Source organism: Bacillus sp. MM2020_4 (genome assembly GCF_011250555.1).
GTDB lineage: Bacteria > Bacillota > Bacilli > Bacillales > Cytobacillaceae > Neobacillus.
Genome location: NZ_JAANMZ010000004.1, coordinates 53,687 through 70,727, shown reverse-complemented (window position 1 = coordinate 70,727; position 17,041 = coordinate 53,687). Strand labels below are relative to the sequence as shown.

Below are 17,041 nucleotides of genomic sequence, written 5' to 3'. Positions count from 1 at the left end.
GAGGTCAAAATGAAGAAAATACTTAGTTTACTTTTAGCCTTATCGATTGTATTTGTTGTAGCAGCATGTGGGAAATCAGAGGAAAAGTCTGAAGGTACTAGCGATAAATCTGAAACAAGCAAATTAGTTGTCGGAGCATCTACGGTTCCGCATGCAGAAATCCTTGAAAAAGCAAAACCACTTTTAAAAGAAAAAGGCATTGATCTTGAAATTAAAACATTTACAGACTATGTCTTACCTAACAAAGCGTTAAAGTCAAAAGAATTAGACGCTAACTATTTCCAACACATTCCATACTTAGAGTCCCAAAACAAAGAATTTGGCTATGGCTTTGTTAATGCTGGCGGAATTCACATCGAACCAATCGGAATTTATTCAAAAAAATACAAAAAGCTTAGCGATCTTCCAGAAGGTGCACACTTAATCATGAGTAACTCTGTCGCTGACCATGGCCGTCTCCTTTCATTACTTGAAAAAGAAGGCTTAATCAAATTAAAAGACGGAATCGATAAAACAAAAGCCGAAATTAAAGATGTTGTCGAAAACCCTAAGATGCTTAAATTCGATGCTAACTATGAAGCGAAGTTATTACCGCAAATTTTTAACAATGGCGAAGGAGATGCCGTGTTAATCAACTCAAACTATGCGATCGACGGCGGCTTAAACCCTGTGAAGGATTCCATTGCCATTGAAGATAAAGAATCACCGTATGTAAACGTGATTGCTGTTCGTAAAGGTGACGAAAGCAAGCCAGCCATTAAAACACTTGTTGAAGTCCTTCATTCAAAGGAAATTCAAGATTTCATTCTTGAAAAATACGAAGGTGCCGTTGTACCCGTTTCTGAATAATATATAAATAGGTAGAAAGGCAAAAGCCAGTGAACCCTTCACTGGCTTTTGCTGTTTCTACGCGAGCAGGGTAACCGCATACATGAATCCAGTGGGTTGGGTAAAAATAGAAAGGATTTTACACTTGAATTCAGTTGGAAAAGCCTAAAAAATGAGGTATGATTTTAAACGGGTGCATTTTACATAAAAGAACTGTTGTCTGAATCTTTTTTAAAGGAATACTCCCATTCTCATTTAGGATTGGCTTAATGAAAATGGCTCCCTAGTTTTTACTGTTTAGGAGTTGCTAATACATTTCATTTGTTATAAGATTGGAATGAGAATAAAATGAGAATAGAACATAGTCCCCATGGGTCTATAAGATACAAAACTTTCTTTTCGGAGGTATAGATATGGCTGGATCAACTTTAGCGATCAAAGATTTACATGTAGAAATTGATGGGAAAGAAATTTTAAAAGGGGTAAACCTTGAAATAAAGGGTGGAGAAATCCATGCCATCATGGGACCAAACGGTACTGGTAAATCCACGTTATCATCGGCCATCATGGGTCACCCAAAATATGAAGTAACGAGCGGTAACATTACATTAGACGGACAAAATGTTCTTGAAATGGAAGTAGACGAGCGCGCTCGTGCAGGTTTATTCCTAGCCATGCAATATCCAAGTGAGATTAATGGTGTAACAAATGCAGACTTTTTACGTTCAGCACTTAATAGCCGCCGTGGCGAAGGCAATGAGATTTCCCTTATGAAATTTATCCGTCAAATGGATAAGCAAATGGAATTCCTTGAAATGGACCTCGATATGGCACAACGCTATTTAAACGAAGGCTTCTCAGGCGGAGAGAAAAAGCGTAACGAAATTTTGCAATTAATGATGCTGCAGCCTAAGATTGCAATTCTTGATGAAATCGACTCAGGACTCGATATCGATGCCCTAAAAGTTGTTTCAAAGGGTATTAATGAAATGCGCGGCGAAGAGTTCGGCTGCTTAGTGATCACTCACTATCAACGTCTATTAGACTATATCACTCCTGACCATGTGCACGTTATGATGCAAGGCCGTATCGTGAAATCAGGCGGACCAGAACTGGCACAACGCTTAGAAGCAGAAGGATATGACTGGATCAAGCAAGAACTCGGAATTGAAGATGAAACAGTTGGGCAAGAAGCGTAAGAGAGTGTTAGGAGGATTAAAATGACAACAGAAACAAAATTACCATTTGACAACGGGTCAATCAGTTCTTTTTCAAAAGAAATGAACGAGCCTGTGTGGTTTGAAGAGTTTCGTCTAAAGGCATTAGCTGATTTCGAACAATTGCCAATGCCTAGACCTGATAAAACGAAGATAGATAAATGGAATTTTACTGGGTTCAATCAGCATACGGTAAAAAGTGATGTCTATGCATCACTTGCGGAGCTTCCGGAAGAAGTAAAGTCGTTAGTTGATCTGGATGCTGAAAAGATGAATTTATACATTCAACGAAATCAAACTCCGGCTTTTTTAACTTTGTCTGAAGACTTAAAAAGCAAAGGTGTTATTTTTACGGATATCTTCACGGCAGCAAGAGAGCATGGAGATTTGTTGAAAAAGTACTATATGACGCAGGCTATTAATGTCGATGAACATCGTTTGACAGCACTTCATGCAGCACTTGTAAATGGCGGGGTGTTCTTATATGTTCCTAAAAATGTGGAAATTACGGAACCTATCCAAGCTGTTTTTGTCCATGATGATGCGGAAGCAAATCTGTTTAACCATGTGATTGTGGTGGCAGAAGATAATAGTTCAGTAACATACGTTGAAAACTATTTTTCCACAATGGAAACATCTAATACATTAGCGAATATTTTGACTGAAGTCATCGCGAATGTGAATGCAAAAGTTCGATATGGTGCAGTAGATACATTGGCTAAGGGAATTACTACTTATGTCAATCGCCGTGGCGTTGCCGGCAGAGATTCCCAAATTGAATGGGCACTCGGCTTAATGAACGAGGGTAATACGATCTCGGAAAACACAACCAATCTTCTTGGCGATGGCTCCACTGGAGATACGAAAACAGTAGTTGTCGGACGCGGTGAGCAGATACAAAACTTTACCACTAAAGTGGTTCATTTTGGAAAGCATACGAATGGAAATATTTTAAATCATGGTGTTGTGAAGGAAAGTGCCACCTCTATCTTTAACGGAATTGGAAAGATTGAGCATGGCGCATCTAAATCCGATGCAGAACAAACCTCACGCATTCTAATCTTGAGTGAAAAAGCACGCGGCGATGCGAATCCAATTTTGTTAATTGATGAAGATGATGTAATGGCGGGTCACGCTGCCTCCGTAGGCCGTGTTGATCCAGTTCAATTGTATTACCTCATGAGCCGAGGGATTACGAAAACAGAAGCGGAACGCTTAGTGATTCATGGATTCCTTGCACCAGTTGTGACACAACTTCCAATTGAAGGAGTAAAGAAACAGCTGACTGAAGTAATTGAAAGGAAAGTACGCTAATGAATATCCAGGATATTCGCAAACAGTTTCCTATCCTTGACCAAGAAGTGAATGGCAATCCCCTTGTGTACTTAGACAGTTCGGCAACATCGCAGAAGCCGCTTCAAGTTATCGAGGCAGTTGATAAATATTATCGTGAAATCAATTCCAATGTCCATCGTGGTGTGCATACATTAGGAACAAGAGCTACAGATGCATACGAAGGGGCACGGGAAAAGGTTCGTAAGTTTATTAATGCCAAATCAACACAGGAAGTTATTTTTACAAGAGGAACAACAACATCGCTTAATACAGTTGCAGCAAGCTATGCGGCCGCAAATGTAAAAGCAGGCGATGAAATTGTTATTACCTATATGGAGCATCATAGTAATATCATTCCGTGGCAGCAAGTCGCCAAACGGACTGGTGCCCAGTTGAAATATATTCCGCTGCAAGAGGACGGCACATTATCACTTGATGATGTCCGTGCAACGATCACTGAGAATACAAAGATTGTATCAGTGATGCAGGTGTCAAATGTGCTGGGTGTGATTAATCCTGTCAAAGAAATTGCCCAAATTGCCCATGAAAACGGTGCAGTTATGGTGGTTGATGGTGCCCAAAGTGCACCGCATATGAAAATAGATGTGCAAGATTTGGATTGTGATTTCCTTGCTTTTTCCGGCCACAAAATGTGCGGACCGACCGGTATTGGTGTGCTTTATGGAAAAAAACATCTACTTGAAAAAATGGAGCCGATTGAATTCGGCGGCGAAATGATTGATTTCGTTGAGTTGTACGAATCAACCTGGAAAGAGCTGCCGTGGAAGTTCGAAGGCGGTACACCGATTATTGCTGGGGCTGTTGGTTTAGGTGCAGCAATCGACTTTTTAAATGAAGTCGGTCTAGACAATATTGCCGAGCATGAACATAAGCTCGCGGCTTACGCTTTAGAAAAAATGGCAGCTGTAGAAGGCATGACCATTTATGGACCGCTTGATGCGGCTAAGCGTGCAGGACTTATTACTTTTAATATTAATGAGGTTCATCCGCACGATGTGGCAACTGTTTTAGATGCAGAAGGAATTGCAGTCCGTGCCGGACACCATTGTGCCCAGCCGCTGATGAGATGGTTGAAAGCCTCCGCCACAGCGCGTGCAAGTTTCTATTTATACAATACAGAAGAGGATATTGATAAACTCGTTGAAGGGCTTGTCAAAACAAAGGAGTATTTCAGCGATGTCTTCTAATTTAGATGCACTTTACCGTAGAGTGATTATGGATCATTATAAAAAACCGCGCAATCGCGGGATTTTGGAAGATGGCAGCCATACCATTAATATGAATAACCCAACCTGTGGCGACCGAATTCAATTAACCTTTAAAGTGGTCGATGGAATCGTGGAAGATGCCAGATTTGAGGGTGAAGGCTGTTCGATTTCGATGTCATCCGCTTCAATGATGACGCAAGCAATTAAAGGAAAAAAAGTCGATGATGCGATCAATTTAGCACATGTTTTTTCAGACATGATGCTAGGAAAAGAGCCTGATGATTCCATTGACTTAGGTGATATCGAAGCACTTCAAGGTGTTGCGAAATTTCCAGCCCGCATTAAATGCGCAACATTAGCATGGAAAGCGATGGAAAAAGGATTGAAGGAAGAGGAACAACAATAAAACAAGAAGGGGAGTTGTACCCCTTTTCGTTTATGAAGGAGGAAAACGACGATGGCAAAAAAAATGCCTGAGATCGGTGATTATAAATATGGTTTTGCCGATAAAGACGTTTCCATATTCCGATCGAAACGTGGTTTAACACGTGAGATTGTCGAAGAAATTTCTAAAATGAAAAAAGAACCACAGTGGATGCTGGATTTCCGCTTGAAATCACTTGAAATTTTTTACAGCAAGCCAATGCCGCAATGGGGCGGGGATTTAAACTCATTAAATTTTGATGAAATAACCTATTATGTTAAACCTTCTGAGAAATCCGAGAAATCATGGGATCAAGTACCGGAAGAAATTAAAGCTACCTTTGATAAACTTGGAATTCCTGAAGCAGAGCAAAAGTATCTTTCTGGGGTTTCTGCTCAATATGAATCAGAGGTTGTTTACCATAATATGAAGGAAGATCTTGAAGAATTAGGGATAGTCTTTAAGGATACCGACTCAGCTTTAAGGGAAAACGAAGATATTTTCCGCGAGCACTGGGCAAAGGTGATTCCTCCAACGGATAATAAATTCGCAGCATTAAACTCTGCGGTTTGGTCAGGCGGCTCGTTCATTTATGTGCCACCAGGTATTAAGGTGGATACACCGTTACAAGCCTATTTCCGGATTAACTCCGAAAATATGGGACAATTTGAAAGAACATTGATCATCGTGGATGAAGGGGCAAGTGTACACTATGTAGAGGGCTGTACAGCACCTGTTTATACAACAAACTCTCTTCACAGCGCCGTTGTTGAAATTATCGTTAAAAAAGGCGGCTACTGCCGTTATACAACGATTCAAAACTGGGCAAACAATGTTTATAACCTTGTAACGAAGCGGACTGTCTGCGAAGCAAATGCGACAATGGAATGGGTCGACGGTAATATCGGTTCCAAGTTAACCATGAAATATCCGGCGGTTATTCTGAAGGGTGAAGGTGCCCGCGGCATGACATTATCGATTGCGATTGCCGGCAAAGGCCAAGTCCAAGATACTGGTTCTAAGATGATTCACTTAGCGCCAAATACATCTTCGACCATTGTTTCTAAGTCTATTTCCAAGCATGGCGGACAAACAAACTATCGCGGATTGGTCCATTTTGGACGCAAAGCCGATGGTGCCCGTTCTAACATCGAGTGTGATACGTTGATTATGGATAATCTATCTACATCAGATACCATTCCATACAACGAAGTATTAAATAACAATATTTCTCTTGAGCATGAAGCGAAGGTTTCGAAAGTTTCCGAAGAGCAGCTCTTCTACTTGATGAGCCGCGGCATCTCTGAGCAGGAAGCAACTGAGATGATTGTTATGGGCTTCATCGAGCCATTTACAAAAGAATTACCAATGGAATACGCCGTTGAGATGAATCGACTTATCAAGTTTGAGATGGAAGGCTCCATCGGTTAATATTTTTTGAAAAATTTACCCGCTTGCTGCGTTGGCAGGCGGGTTTTTGCGTCTGGTTGCGGGTTACTGTCGGATAGCATTCGTTTACTAGCGTATAAGGGTAATTTACTGCTATTATTAATAAATGGAGGTGAGTTTCTTGATCTATATCGGTGTAACAGGCTGGGGCGACCATGATAGCTTATATCCGAATCAAACACCAACACGAGATAAGCTAAAGGTATATGCAGGTCATTTTCCAATTGTTGAAGTAGATACGGCCTTTTACGCGATTCAGCCAACAAGAAATGCTGAAAAATGGGTCACTGAAACCCCAGTGGGCTTCCAGTTTATCGTAAAAGCCTACCAAGGAATGACGGGTCATCAACGTGGCGAAATTCCTTTTGAAACAAAACAAGCAATGTTCGCTGCCTTTAAAGAATCACTGGAACCATACATACAACACAATAAATTAGCCATGGTCTTATTTCAATTTCCGCCGTGGTTTTCATGTAAACGTGAAAATGTTGATTATTTAAAATGGTGTAAACGTCAAATGAATGGCATTCCCTGTGCGTTAGAGTTTCGGCACCAATCATGGTTTACACCGTCATATCGCCAACAAACGCTCGAGTTTATGAAAACAGAAAAATGGCTTCACAGCATTTGTGATGAGCCCCAATCCGGCGAAGGATCGATTCCAACGATCCTGGAGGGAATTGACCCACACAATGTACTTATCAGATTTCACGGCCGTAACGTCCATGGCTGGCAAAAGCGGACTGCTGAAAACTGGCGTGAAGTTCGCTACCTTTATCGCTATAATCAGCAAGAGCTGGCAGAATGGGTGGACCATATACAAAGATTGGCCTTGGAGACCGAAAACGTCTATCTCCTGTTTAACAACAACTCCGGCGGCGATGCAGCGGATAACGCCAAAGAAATGATGAATCTTTTACAAATAGAATACGAAGGACTCGCACCAAGGCAGTTAGATTTATTTTAAGAAGACAGACAGTAGAAGGTGAGAATATATGGAATGGATCATATTAGTTTTAGTCGGGCTGCTTGCGAGCTCATTAGGGTCGTTGATCGGCATGGGGGGAGGCATCATTGTTGTTCCTGCCTTGCTATACTTAGCAACATTATCAACATTTAGCCACCTCACACCACAGGTCGTAGTGGGGACCTCCCTATTTACGATGATTTTTACCGGGCTATCTTCGACGTTAGCCTATATGAAACACAAAACAGTGGATTATAAAAGTGGTTTGATCTTTCTGATCGGCAGTGGACCGGGTAGCATCCTTGGTGCCTGGGTAACGGAAAAATTAGATTTACACTCGTTCAATATTTACTTTGGTGTCTTTATTCTTTTTGTTTCCATTGTTATGGTGGTCAAAGACAAATTAAGGCCGCTTCCGTATCGGAAAGATAAGGGTATTGTTCGCAGCTTTACTGACAATAGCGGCAAGACCTTCGAATATGGTTTTAGTCCAATCACTGCCATCATCATTTCCTTCATTGTTGGATTTTTATCAGGAATTTTTGGGATCGGCGGCGGCTCGCTAATGGTACCCACAATGATTTTACTGTTTTTCTTTCCACCGCATGTGGCAACGGCGACATCCATGTTTATGATTTTACCGACGGCCATCCTTAGCTCGATCACCCATATTACTTTGGGAAATGTGAATTGGCTTTATGCGCTGGCATTAATACCTGGCGCATGGATTGGTGCGAAGGTAGGCGTATTATTAAATTCAAAACTAAAGAGCAAAACGATTGTCCTGATTATCAGAATCATCCTTGTTGTGGTCGCTGTCCGGTTGATCTTTCAAGGGATTACAGGGTAAGGGTGAAAAATGGAAACAATCCATCTTTATCATACAAATGATCTCCATAGTCACTTAGAACATTGGCCGCGAATACAACAATTTTTAAAACAAAAGAATGCCCTTCACCTGCAACAAGAAGAGGATGTTTTTCTCTTTGATATCGGTGATTTTCTTGATCGCTGGCATCCGTTAACAGAGGCAACAAAAGGACAGGGAAACATTACCCTATTAAATGACGCCCATTATACGGCGGTTACGATTGGAAACAATGAGGGGGTTAACCTCCCATATGAAGATTTAGACCAGCTATACGATGATGCTGCTTTTGATGTACTGGTTGCTAACCTGTATAAAAAAGATGGTCACTATCCGGAGTGGGTAAAACCATATAAGATTTATCAGACAAAAAAGGGGACGCGAATCGGTGTAATCGGAATCACAGCCCCGTTTCCCCAACTATACGAATTGCTTGGCTGGAAGTTGACAGAACCGCTATCAGAGCTGAAAAAATGGCTCACACCATTAAAAGAGGAAGCAGATTTCATCATCTTACTGTCCCATCTTGGTAAAAATGAGGATGAACGGATTGCGACGGAGTTTCCGGAAATCGATGTGATTTTAGGCGCCCATACGCACCACTTTTTCGAAAAAGGAATGCAAGTGGGTGATACCCTGCTTGGTGCTGCGGGAAAGTATGGTTACTATGTTGGTGAGGTCCTGATCACTCTGAATGACCAAAAAACGGTTACGAATAAGGAAGCTATTCTTTATGACTTTATTGACCTCCCCATGATAAAAAACGAACAGGAACAAATCCTTTCTTTTTTAAACAAAGGGAAAGAATTGTTAAACAAACCGGTTGCCACTCTTCGTGAGCCATTGGTTCATGACCCTTTTCGTGAAACGAATTTTTCAAAATTGCTTTCTCAGACACTGAGGGAGTGGTGCAATGCCGATTGTGCCATGATCAATGCTGGGCTCTTGCTTGGAACATTAGCTGGTGAGGTCACTAACTATGATTTACTAGAGGTTTGTCCACATCCGATTAATCCGTGTGTGGTGGAATTGACGGGACTGGAATTACAAACCGTGCTTTTCCAAACAAGAGATGAGACATTACCACACAAACAAATTAAAGGCCTTGGTTTTAGAGGAACCGTTTTAGGCGTGTTTGTTTATGATGGCATTCATTTCGAAAAGAATACCGTTTTTGTGAATGGCAGTGAAATTGTGTATGGGAAAAACTATACGTTAGCCCTGCCGGATATGTTTACCTTTGGTCATTTTTTCAAAGAAGTATTACCACACAAGCAGAAGCACTATTTTCTGCCGGAATTTTTGCGGGATTTAATAAAATGGAGGCTTCAGCTGCCATCAAGCCCATACGCTTAGTCCTTTGTTATCATACTTTGATAGTGAGGAAAGGAGTGTGGGACCTTTGATTGAGCTTTCACCAATTGAAATTGACGGCCATACTTTTTTGGCTGTTACCGTGTTACTTCCTAAAACCACCCTTTTAACGGTATCAAATGATAAAGGATATATTATGTGCGGTGCTTTAGATGTTAGCCTATTAAATGAAAAATTAAAGGATCGCAAAATCATTGCTGGCCGTGCCGTCGGAGTCAGAACGATTGATCAACTCCTAAATGCCCCATTAGAATCAGTCACTTTAGAGGCAGAGGAATTAGGGATTCATCAAGGTATGATTGGTAAAGATGCCTTGTTGAAAATGGTGTAAAAGCTTGCTTACGAAAGCAAGCTTTTTTAGCTATTTGGGCTAGTTCCCCTTTTACAAGCATACATATAGCTTGAAGGGGGGGATTTAGTTGGCAAAGTTTAGAGGGCGGAGGTTTTTCAAACGGGGACCTTTGCCATTCCGCTATGTGATGCTCCTAACATTGGTCTTTTTCCTTTTCTCCACAGCAACCGGTTTGGTGCTTGTAAACAAGGGATTAGAACCGACACTGATGAGATATGCTGAAACGGAAACACGGAATATCGCTTCTCTTGTTATTAATAGAGCCATTACCAAACGGACAACCAATGTAGGAGATAATAATGAGGTTATAAAAATAACGGAAAGCAGTGATGGAAAAAAACAAAACGCCGAATTGAATACAGATTTAATCAATCGGGTATTGGCAGAAACCACTGCCCAAATTCAAAGGAATTTGAAAACAGCAAAGAAGGGGGATATAGCATTATTAGAATCAGATGTAGAGATTGAAACAGAAAATACCGGAAAGGAAGATGGGATTATTTGGTATGTGCCATTAGGCCAGGCCACCAATATTTCATTACTAGGGAATATTGGGCCAAAAATTCCGGTGAAATTCCATGCGATTGGTGAAGTCGAGCCGGATGTTCATATTGTACCTAAAGAAATGGGCATTAATAGTGTCTGGATTCAAGTCTCTGTTGAAATCGAAGTGTCTGTTCAAATTATCACTCCATTTGCAACAAAAATTACCAAGTTAAAACAAAGTATTCCGGTTGGTGGCCGATTAGTAGAAGGGGAAGTTCCACAATTCTATAACAGTGGTGGCGGGATCACACCATCCATACAACTTCCAGAAAAGAAATCAGAAACAAAAAAATCAGAGAATTAAAAGGACTATCCTTCATGGACAGTCCTATTTCCGTTTCATATTCATCCGCTCAAGCCGCTTCCATTTTGCTAAATGTGGATAAGGATCGAATGACCATTCGCTGATCCCATTGTCCTTATACATTCCGTAATGTAGATGTGGAGGGAATTTACCCGATGTTCCTGGAGGGCCATATCCGGAGCTGCCAACACCGCCAATGACCAATCCCGGCTCAACCACTTGGCCAACCTTTAAATCCTTGGCAAACCCGCTCAAATGTGCAAAGTAATGATACGTATTATTAATGTCACGGATCCCGATTCTCCAGCCGCCAAACTTATTCCAGCCTTTCATTTCAATAATCCCATAGCTGGTGGCACGTACGGGTACGCCGTAGCCGGCAAAGATATCGGTCCCTTCATGGATTCTTCTACCGCCCCAGCCGCGGGCATCGCCCCAGGTACTGCGATAGCTGTGATTGCTATAAAGCGGCACGGGAAAGACTTGTTTATCTAAATCAAGCCTGCCAAACTGACGATAAATTTTAGCTTTTCCTGTGATAATCCGTACTGATTTATCGCGATGATAGTAATTCCATAAACCGATTTTAATATTATCCTGGTCCACCCCGTATGAAAGAAGATAATGGGCGAACGCATATAAAACATCCTCATCACTTTTTAAACTCGCTTTTCCATCCCCATCCCCATCAACACCGATCCCATTAAAAAACTGAATGATGGCTGGATTTTCTTCAGAAGGATTAGGATTCGTTAACCCCGCCCATTGTTCAGGCCTAAAATAAATGGAAATGGTACTTTCCGGTTTTGGTAAATCGCGGCGAGCAAAACGGATACTTCTTTCATATTGATCGATAGCCGCTAAATAGTACCAAGGAATTTGGGTTACTGTTTCCACTTTTTTATATAGCTTCATTCTTTCCAGATAGGGATCGGAAGCTTCTTTAGCATGAGCATCCCTGACAGACAAAGGTGAGGTAAGTAATATAAGGATAGTTCCTATAATGAAAACAGCTCGCACCAGGAATCCTCCTTCCAATTAATGTACAAGGTTAGTTTATGATGATTTAGCTTTTTCATTAGAGATAATAATTGGTAATCAAAAAAGTTACACGAAAGAGATTGGCGGAATTCTTGCCTATTGGCGGGATTAATTGTAAAGTTGGCGGAATAAAGTAGCAGTTTGGCGGAATTAATCGCAAGTTTGGCGGAATTCCCACCAATGTTGGCGGAATCCTAGTAAAAGCTTCAGCTCCAATTCAAAATTACCTGTTGGCTTGTCGTTCCTATCGCAGTATGATAAAGTGACAACGTACATAATTGGATTTAAGGGGTGTAATTATGAGCAAAAACGAAGAAATTTTACGTAAGCCGGAGTGGCTGAAAATAAAGTTGAACACGAATGAGACGTATACGGGCTTAAAGAAAATGATGCGGGAGAAAAATCTTCATACGGTTTGTGAGGAGGCCCGCTGCCCAAATATTCACGAATGCTGGGCTGAAAGGCGTACCGCAACCTTTATGATTCTTGGAGATACCTGCACGCGCGCTTGCCGCTTCTGTGCGGTAAAAACAGGACTGCCCACAGAACTTGATTGGCAAGAGCCAGAAAGAGTGGCTGACTCTGTTCAATTGATGAACCTAAAACATGTCGTCGTGACAGCAGTAGCTCGTGATGATTTAAAAGACGGCGGTGCTGCGGTGTTTGCCGAAACGGTACGTGCGATTCGCCGGAAAAATCCGTTTACTAGCATTGAGGTACTTCCTTCAGATATGGGCGGTAAAGAAGAAAATTTAAAAATGTTGATGGATGCAAAGCCAGATATCTTGAATCATAATATTGAAACGACAAGACGTTTAACCCCAAGAGTCAGAGCACGTGCGAAATACGATCGTTCACTTGAGTTTCTCCGTCGTGCGAAGGAAATGGAGCCAAGCATTCCCACTAAATCAAGCTTAATGATCGGCCTTGGTGAAACAAAAGAAGAAATTTTGGAAGTGATGGATGATTTACGGGCTAACAATGTGGATATTATGACGATTGGTCAATACCTACAGCCTTCAAGAAGTCATTTAAAGGTAGAAAAATACTACAGTCCTGATGAATTTGCAGAATTCCAGCAAATTGCGATGAGTAAAGGCTTTAGCCACTGTCAAGCGGGCCCGCTTGTTCGCTCTTCTTATCATGCCGATGAACAAGTCAATGCTGCAGCAAAGCACAAGCAACTTCTTGGCGAAAAAGAAGCAAAAGAAGCGTAATAAAAAGAGTTCAACCCTGAATAATAAAAGGGTTGAACTCTTTCTTTTAGCGATTTGTCCGATTAGTGGTATGATCATCCGGTGTCAGACCATTTTCATCTTCACTCGGATTTACCCTCGTACCTTGTGGAGACTTTTTCATTTGCGTAATGAGCCCGGTAACTAAATTGCGGGCATTCTTACCGTTTGAATCGGTATTAGCCAGATTTTCGACATCACGCATCAATACTTTATTATCTGTGATATAAACGTGGTAATATCTAGGTACAACTGACATGGCGGTCTGTTTTACCTGGTCAGCTGTTAGGTTGCGATCCTTTGAATCGGTATCATAGGCAATTAACACTTCTTGGTCTGTGACAAGTGTTGCCACGTCATTGACATGGGGAATAGACGTACTGTACTTGCTTATAATGTTAGCGACTTGCTCTCGGTCCAATGCAGCATAATGATTGTTTGCCGTATTATCATTCATCACAGGACTCTTTTGATGGCGGACAAAGCCATAATTGTTGCTGACATTACGAATCCCCCGACTTGCACCTTCGTTGTAGAGCTCATGTCTTTTATTATTAACGTTAATGGTGTTGCCGCTTTCTTCATAAATATCTTGGTTTGCATTATCCTTTGAACATCCGGTTAGTGCGGTGATTGCACACAATCCGGCGATTAAAATCAGTTTTTTCAATTTCAACACCTCCTTTTATTAGAATGGCCAAAGGAAGGATTTTTTTTCTTAGTAATTGATGGGGAATCGGTTATAATGGATATTAGGTAATCGCTGGGTTAATGAGGTGAATAAGGATGATTGTTATCAACAATACTGCATATGAAATTTTGCAGGAATATCGAAATGGATATAACGAAGAAGCCTTTAAAGCCAGGTATAGTGATATTTTAACGAGGTATGATTATATTATTGGTGATTGGGGCTATGGTCAGCTGCGCCTAAAGGGTTTTTTCGACGATCAAAACCAAAAAGCTACATTTGATACAAAAATTAGCACACTAAATGAGTACCTATATGAATACTGCAATTTTGGCTGTGCGTATTTTGTACTAAAAAAGGTAAAAAAATAAGAAGGATCAGGAAACCTGATCCTTCTTTTCTGTCTAGCTCCAGCTCCCTAGCGGCTAGTTTCCTTCGCTCTCCGCCCTACGATAAGTCAACATCGAATCGCTGGAGCTCTTCGTGTTTCCTTTATCTCAGTTGGAGCGCTCCAGGCCATACGCCGCTGAACAGGGCGCTTCCGCTTTTCTTACTAAGCCTCTGAATATGGCTCCTGTATATCTGTATCCGGATCATCATGAGGCGGATGCGAACCCTCCATTTGCCGTGGCTTATCCTGGTGCAGTGATTTAAACTCCCAATTATATGCACTATATCTCCGCTGTCCTTCTACCCAAGGTGTACTCTTATTTTTTACCGGTTCATCTTTCCTAATGGGTGAACCGAATGGGCCTTCAGGAAATTCTTGTGCTGTAAGGTAATTATGTTGTTTTTCCACATTCGATAATTCCGTATAGTTCTCAGAGTCTTTATTTCCCATGCTTTCACTCCTTTAGCCTTTAGTATTGCAAGCAGGGGTGAAAATCATGTGTGGATTAGATGATTTCAGTTAAGAACGATCGTAGTTCCTCAGCATCTTCCTCGTTTAATTGAAAGGCAAATTCTAAATAACCCTCTTCCTCAAGATCATCCGGTCCAATGATCGCAAAGCGATTGCCCTGCATATCTAGAACAAGACTCTTCCCGTAATGGCGGTTAGTTTGAACAATGGCTAAATCAAAGCGCTGGTTTTCACCAACAAAGCTGATAAATCTTGTTTTTGTATCCTCTGTATCATCGTATAAATAATAGCGTTCTGACATGAAATGGTCTCCTTTGTGGTTTGAACTGGTACAATCCTCTCTATAGTAACAAATTTAGAGGCATGTTTCACTGATTTCTGCTGGCGGAAAAATACGAACCATTTCAGGATTATGTTACAATAAAAAAGGAATGACTACATAGAGGGAAGTGGGCAGGATGTATTTTGTTGACAGGGAAAAAATTGAAGCGACATTGCACTATTTAGAAAAGCTAATTAATCTCTTCCACGGCCAAAAGAACTGGTCTACACCACTAGAACTGGTAGCATTAGAGCGCTTATGCCAAATGATGCTTGAAGCAGTGCTGGATGTTGGAAATGCCATGATTGATGGTTTTATTATGCGGGACCCGGGTAGTTATGAAGATATTATTGACATTTTAATCGATGAGAAAGTAATCACAGCTGAAACAGGCGCCCATTTTAAAATTCTCATTCACTATCGAAAGATGCTTGTCCAGGATTACATTGAAATTGATCATCGCGACCTTCAGGAACAATTTTCAAAGTACCTGCCAGAATTAGCGGGTTTTTCAGCAAATGTCCGCGATTATCTCATAAATGAATTAGGGCCGGTTTCAGCGTTCAAAAATTGACCGTAGAGCGGTCTTTTTTTAACTATGAGAAAGACTTTTAGGAGTGATATAGCTTGAAAAAATATAAAGGCTATTTAATTGATCTAGATGGAACGATGTATAAAGGAACAGAGCGGATTGAAGCGGCATCTGACTTTGTTAAAAAGCTACGGGATCAAGGAATCCCTTACTTATTTGTGACCAATAATTCATCAAGAACACCGCTACAGGTGGCTGAAAAGCTTAAAGACTTTGATATTCCCGCAGAGGAAAAACTCGTGTTTACAACGAGCCAGGCAACAGCTAATTATATTTATGAACGGAAGAATGACGCTACTGTTTATGTAATTGGCGAAGAGGGGGTTCGAACAGCGATTGAAGAGAAAGGATTGCAATTTGCTGGCGTCGATGCTGACTATGTCGTGGTCGGGATTGACCGTGAAATTAGCTATGAAAAATTAGCGGTTGCATGCCTGGCTGTCCGCAATGGGGCGACGTTTATTTCCACAAATGGTGATATCGCTATTCCTACCGAAAGAGGACTCTTGCCTGGTAACGGGTCACTGACATCGGTCATCACCGTTTCCACCCAAACAGAGCCAATTTTCATTGGTAAGCCGGAATCGATTATTATGGAACAGGCATTAAAGGTGTTAGGAACGGCTAAAGAGGACACGTTAATGGTCGGTGATTATTATGATACCGATATTCTAGCGGGAATGAATGCTGGTTTGGATACTTTATTGGTTCATACGGGTGTCACGACAAAAGAATTGCTGGCCGGTTACGACCGGATGCCGACGTATTCAATTGATTCATTAGATGAGTGGGAAATATGACAAAGGGATGGGTTCTTCGCCCATCCCTTTTACTATTTTTCTTTTTCAGCCCTAGCTGCCCTATGTGCAAGTCTGCTTGAAGCGGCAGCGGCAATCGCCCCAACAATATCATCTAAAAAGGTATGGCATTCCCCTGTTGATTTATCATTTAAATGCGCTAAAATCCCCGGCTTTAGTTTATCGATGTATCCATAATTGGTGAATCCAATGGAACCATATACATTCACAATCGAAAAGGCCAAGATTTCGTCGACTCCGTAGAGACTTTCATCTGTTCCGATGATGGATTGCAAAGGCTCTTCCAGCAACCCTTTTTCAGCGAGCATATCAAGCTGGATACCTGTTAGGATGGCATTTTGAACCTCACGTTTCGAAAGGACGCGTTCCACGTTTGCGATGCAATCTTCCATTTTTAAATTCTTGTGATATTTTTCCTGTAAAAAGAAGACTAAATCGGCCATATCCTGGATTTCAACGCCACGTTCCTTTAGCCATCTGCGTGCGGTTTCTTCGGATAGGTCCACTTTTTTGTCGTCTGCCATTTCGATAATCCCCTTTTCTTTGGATTTCCACTATATATATACTCTATGCAATTTTGAAGGGAA

General features: G+C 41.3%; 20 protein-coding genes. 15 read left to right on the top strand and 5 right to left on the bottom strand.

Annotation, left to right across the window (positions count from 1 at the left end):
* Nucleotides 1-9 precede the first annotated feature (9 nt).
* The 11 genes from G6554_RS05210 (at nt 10) to yunB (ending at nt 10,893) form a co-directional block, all read left to right on the top strand.
* Nucleotides 10-849 carry a MetQ/NlpA family ABC transporter substrate-binding protein gene (locus G6554_RS05210; RefSeq protein WP_166239467.1) on the top strand — a complete coding sequence of 280 codons (840 nt, stop codon included), beginning with the start codon at nt 10-12 and terminating at the stop codon, nt 847-849.
* Between the two features lie 392 nt (nt 850-1,241).
* Nucleotides 1,242-2,027, top strand: a complete 786-nt coding sequence (gene sufC, locus G6554_RS05205; RefSeq protein WP_166239465.1) for a Fe-S cluster assembly ATPase SufC — start codon at nt 1,242-1,244, stop codon at nt 2,025-2,027.
* Nucleotides 2,028-2,048: 21 nt separating this feature from the next.
* Nucleotides 2,049-3,359: a Fe-S cluster assembly protein SufD gene (sufD, locus tag G6554_RS05200; protein WP_166239463.1), complete on the top strand. Its 1,311-nt coding sequence runs from the start codon at nt 2,049-2,051 to the stop codon at nt 3,357-3,359.
* Nucleotides 3,359-4,588 (top strand): cysteine desulfurase, encoded by a 1,230-nt coding sequence (locus G6554_RS05195; RefSeq protein ID WP_166239461.1) that lies wholly within the window; start codon nt 3,359-3,361, stop codon nt 4,586-4,588. The genes sufD and G6554_RS05195 overlap by 1 nt, the downstream gene beginning before the upstream one ends.
* Nucleotides 4,578-5,015: a Fe-S cluster assembly sulfur transfer protein SufU gene (sufU, locus tag G6554_RS05190; RefSeq protein WP_166239459.1), complete on the top strand. Its 438-nt coding sequence runs from the start codon at nt 4,578-4,580 to the stop codon at nt 5,013-5,015. The genes G6554_RS05195 and sufU overlap by 11 nt, the downstream gene beginning before the upstream one ends.
* Nucleotides 5,016-5,066: 51 nt before the next feature.
* Nucleotides 5,067-6,464 (top strand): Fe-S cluster assembly protein SufB, encoded by a 1,398-nt coding sequence (gene sufB, locus G6554_RS05185; protein ID WP_166239457.1) that lies wholly within the window; start codon nt 5,067-5,069, stop codon nt 6,462-6,464.
* 139 nt (nt 6,465-6,603) lie between these two features.
* Complete coding sequence (locus G6554_RS05180) at nt 6,604-7,449, top strand: DUF72 domain-containing protein (protein WP_166239455.1); 846 nt, start codon at nt 6,604-6,606, stop codon at nt 7,447-7,449.
* A 28-nt stretch (nt 7,450-7,477) separates the two neighbouring features.
* Nucleotides 7,478-8,299, top strand: coding sequence for a sulfite exporter TauE/SafE family protein (locus G6554_RS05175; RefSeq protein ID WP_166239453.1), 822 nt, complete (start codon nt 7,478-7,480; stop codon nt 8,297-8,299).
* A gap of 9 nt (nt 8,300-8,308) precedes the next feature.
* Nucleotides 8,309-9,673: a bifunctional metallophosphatase/5'-nucleotidase gene (locus G6554_RS05170; protein WP_166239451.1), complete on the top strand. Its 1,365-nt coding sequence runs from the start codon at nt 8,309-8,311 to the stop codon at nt 9,671-9,673.
* A gap of 46 nt (nt 9,674-9,719) precedes the next feature.
* Nucleotides 9,720-10,022, top strand: coding sequence for a YunC family protein (locus G6554_RS05165; RefSeq protein WP_166239449.1), 303 nt, complete (start codon nt 9,720-9,722; stop codon nt 10,020-10,022).
* A gap of 88 nt (nt 10,023-10,110) precedes the next feature.
* Nucleotides 10,111-10,893 (top strand): sporulation protein YunB, encoded by a 783-nt coding sequence (gene yunB, locus G6554_RS05160; RefSeq protein WP_166239447.1) that lies wholly within the window; start codon nt 10,111-10,113, stop codon nt 10,891-10,893.
* A gap of 24 nt (nt 10,894-10,917) precedes the next feature.
* Here yunB and G6554_RS05155 read toward each other — a convergent pair whose 3' ends face one another.
* Nucleotides 10,918-11,880 (bottom strand): M23 family metallopeptidase, encoded by a 963-nt coding sequence (locus tag G6554_RS05155; RefSeq protein ID WP_481747908.1) that lies wholly within the window; start codon nt 11,878-11,880, stop codon nt 10,918-10,920.
* Between the two features lie 353 nt (nt 11,881-12,233).
* On the opposite strand from G6554_RS05155, the gene lipA reads away from it, so the two are divergent.
* Nucleotides 12,234-13,151 carry a lipoyl synthase gene (lipA, locus tag G6554_RS05150; RefSeq protein ID WP_166239443.1) on the top strand — a complete coding sequence of 306 codons (918 nt, stop codon included), beginning with the start codon at nt 12,234-12,236 and terminating at the stop codon, nt 13,149-13,151.
* A 46-nt stretch (nt 13,152-13,197) separates the two neighbouring features.
* On the opposite strand, the gene G6554_RS05145 is transcribed toward lipA, so the two are convergent.
* Complete coding sequence (locus G6554_RS05145) at nt 13,198-13,839, bottom strand: YhcN/YlaJ family sporulation lipoprotein (RefSeq protein ID WP_166239441.1); 642 nt, start codon at nt 13,837-13,839, stop codon at nt 13,198-13,200.
* A gap of 116 nt (nt 13,840-13,955) precedes the next feature.
* Between G6554_RS05145 and G6554_RS05140 the strand changes: the two genes are divergently transcribed.
* On the top strand, nt 13,956-14,231 hold the full coding sequence (locus G6554_RS05140) for a YutD family protein (protein WP_166239439.1): 276 nt from the start codon (nt 13,956-13,958) through the stop codon (nt 14,229-14,231).
* A 182-nt stretch (nt 14,232-14,413) separates the two neighbouring features.
* On the opposite strand, the gene G6554_RS05135 is transcribed toward G6554_RS05140, so the two are convergent.
* Together G6554_RS05135 and G6554_RS05130 are read right to left on the bottom strand one after the other, a co-directional pair.
* Nucleotides 14,414-14,701: a cytosolic protein gene (locus tag G6554_RS05135; protein ID WP_166239437.1), complete on the bottom strand. Its 288-nt coding sequence runs from the start codon at nt 14,699-14,701 to the stop codon at nt 14,414-14,416.
* A gap of 55 nt (nt 14,702-14,756) precedes the next feature.
* Entirely contained in the window at nt 14,757-15,023 is a 267-nt protein-coding gene (locus tag G6554_RS05130) for a DUF3055 domain-containing protein (protein ID WP_166239435.1), read from the bottom strand.
* Nucleotides 15,024-15,180: 157 nt separating this feature from the next.
* On the opposite strand from G6554_RS05130, the gene G6554_RS05125 reads away from it, so the two are divergent.
* Together G6554_RS05125 and G6554_RS05120 are read left to right on the top strand one after the other, a co-directional pair.
* Entirely contained in the window at nt 15,181-15,618 is a 438-nt protein-coding gene (locus tag G6554_RS05125) for a DUF86 domain-containing protein (RefSeq protein WP_166239433.1), read from the top strand.
* A gap of 53 nt (nt 15,619-15,671) precedes the next feature.
* Nucleotides 15,672-16,436, top strand: a complete 765-nt coding sequence (locus G6554_RS05120) for a TIGR01457 family HAD-type hydrolase (RefSeq protein WP_166239431.1) — start codon at nt 15,672-15,674, stop codon at nt 16,434-16,436.
* A gap of 32 nt (nt 16,437-16,468) precedes the next feature.
* Here the strand turns inward: G6554_RS05120 and G6554_RS05115 are convergent, their stop codons facing one another.
* The gene (locus G6554_RS05115; RefSeq protein ID WP_166239429.1) at nt 16,469-16,978 is read right to left on the bottom strand and encodes a phosphatidylglycerophosphatase A family protein; all 510 of its coding nucleotides are present in this window, start codon (nt 16,976-16,978) and stop codon (nt 16,469-16,471) included.
* Nucleotides 16,979-17,041: the final 63 nt, after the last annotated feature.